We start from the raw sequence: 2,466 nt of genomic DNA, 5'->3' as shown, positions 1-2,466 counted from the left end.
TGTGTAGGGTGTGGGGTGTGGGGAGTCGGGAGTCGGGTAGGCTGTTTATTATGGGCCTTTTACGGGATCGCGTAAGGCGATAACACCCAGAATGGATATCTAGCAAGAGATACACTCTCTCATACTATGAGACAAAAAGTGCATGAAGTTTAAGCTATGGACATCGCACAAAGTGAACAGCCTACCCCACACCTCACCCTACACCCCACACCCCACACCCCACACCCCAGGTGTTACCGTAAGCAATAATAAGGGGAAAACCAGGAAATGAACGGACTCGACTGAGGTGAATCAGCCACTAACTCGACCACTCCGTCCTTATTAATAATCCATCGATTAGCTTCAACAATTCTAGACCGACGTGAGTTACCTGGATTAGCAGCATTAGCAGCATGTACACGATTTTTCCGGCGGCGAGCGATATGGCGAGGTAATGGCCGTAAATCCATCCACAGGGTTTGACCCCGAAGCGGTTTAGTGGGGTCTGTGGGTAAGCCACCCCGCCCAAATTCGGTAAATTGATTGCCATCATCAGTACCGCAACCAGTGGCAACTAGCAGTTTGGGATTAACAAAATTGTCTGGTAGTTCGAATAATCCCGCGTTAGGGTCAGAGTATGGTGCATTAATTTCGACGGTACCGCTAAAGGAAGCTCCGAGTTCGGAAGAGGCAGTAATATCACTATTTGGGGTTTTTTGTTCTCGAAATTCAGTGCCAAAAATGCCTAAGGCATTGATAATCACTCGTCCGCCAAAGCTATTTACAGCATTGGCCGTGATATCGCTATTTTCTAGGGCAACTAGCAAGTCAGTATCAATAGTAATATTACCCCCAGTGGCAGAACCTTGGGCATTGGTAGTGATGTTACTGCCATCGCGCATTATAATCAGCTGGGAATCTACATTAATATTGCCGTTATCCCCAGCATTGACTTCCGCAGAAAGGGTAGCGCCCCCGTCTAATACAATGGACTCAGTGGTAATCTTGAGATCACCGGCCTGGGCTAACTCCCCTGGAAAAATAGCACTAACCGAAATTTCGGCACCATCGCGAACTCTCAAGGTGTTACTGGTAATAGTCACATCACGTGCAGGGGAGTTACCTTCTGAGAAGGCCGCAATGCGACTAGGAAACTGACCATCTTCTGAAATACCAGTGACATCTATGTCATTAACATTGAGGATGATATTCCCAGCTGCACCATCCCCGAAGCTAGAAGCAATCACCTGTCCACCATCGAAGATGTGCAAGCGTTCTGCATCTATCCTTAATTCACCGCCATTGCCAGTGGCTCCTGAATCCACGGCAACCAAAACACCACTGACCAGGCCAGTAAAATCTTCAAAGGCATCACTAACCTCGACCGACCTTGCCCGAATGGTAATATTGCCAGCATCCCCAGAACCAACCGCAGAGGCTTGGAGGCGTCCTCCTTCCGCCACTCGCAAACGCCCAGTTTCAATCAGGAGATTGCCCCCCTTCCCAACAATTTCCTCCCTAGTACTACCAATAAGGAGTCCACTGGTGAATAGGCCGCTAGAGCTTGTACCAGTAGCATTAGTGCCAATCACATCTACGGACTCGGAGGCGTACACTGTGATATTTCCGGCATCCCCATCTCCATCGGTACGAGAGACGAATTGTGCTCCATCACTAACAAGCAAACGCTCGGTTTCAATGGTTAAATTGCCGCCAGGGCCGTTGCCCTCTGCAACTGTAAAAAAGGCGCTGGGAAATATACCATCAGATGACGTACCTATCGCTTCGATCAAATTAGCTCTAACCATTACACTGCCCCCATCCCCATCACCGCCATTAACAGCGATCTGAGCGCCATTACGCAACTGCAAAACTGGAGTGTCAACAACCACCCTCCCGACCTGGCCAGTTGCTCCAAGTCTGGCGTCGCTTCGGATCTCCCCACGCTCTTCAACGGTTGTACCTGAGAGCATCACAGATTCTGTCGCGGTAATGGTAATCTCACCAGCATTACCGGAGCTCAAGGTCCTGGTACTGAGAATACCCCCGATCGCCTGCAATTGTGAGGTATCAATCACGATTGTGCCGGCATTGCCACTACCCCGGGCAATGCTTGAGATGAAGGTTGATGCATTATTCACTTCCAGCAATGAGCCCACATTTAAGGTAATATTGCCACCAGCACCTGCTAAAGAGGTATCGGTGGAAATTCTGCCACCATTGTTGAGTATCAATTTGTCAGTATTAATCGTTAAGCTGCCACCATCCCCTGTGCCTCTCGATTCCGAAAATAAGCCGCTGTTGGCTTCCACATTCGGATTAAAGTTAGCTGGATTAAAAGGGTCTTCCGGTAACGAAACTCCCTCCGTGCCCAGGTTTTCTAAAGACACTTGCAGGGTGTAAGTGTCCCCCACTTGTGGGCTTGCGCGCTGGATCAATACATTATTAGTAGCACTAGAGGGGAAGGCACCGACTCCGAGTAAGTAA

1 protein-coding gene is annotated in these 2,466 nt (G+C 49.1%); it reads right to left on the bottom strand.

Going from position 1 to position 2,466, the window contains the following annotated elements; all coding sequences use genetic code 11:
• Window positions 1-233: 233 nt before the first annotated feature.
• On the bottom strand, window positions 234-2,466 hold a 2,233-nt coding region (locus F6K52_RS35235; protein WP_293089678.1), incomplete at its 5' end, for an S-layer family protein.

Source organism: Moorena sp. SIO3H5 (assembly GCF_010692395.1).
In the GTDB taxonomy this organism is placed as follows: domain Bacteria; phylum Cyanobacteriota; class Cyanobacteriia; order Cyanobacteriales; family Coleofasciculaceae; genus Moorena.
The sequence above is the reverse complement of the archived record's forward strand: the minus strand, read 5'-3'. Positions and strand labels throughout refer to the sequence as shown.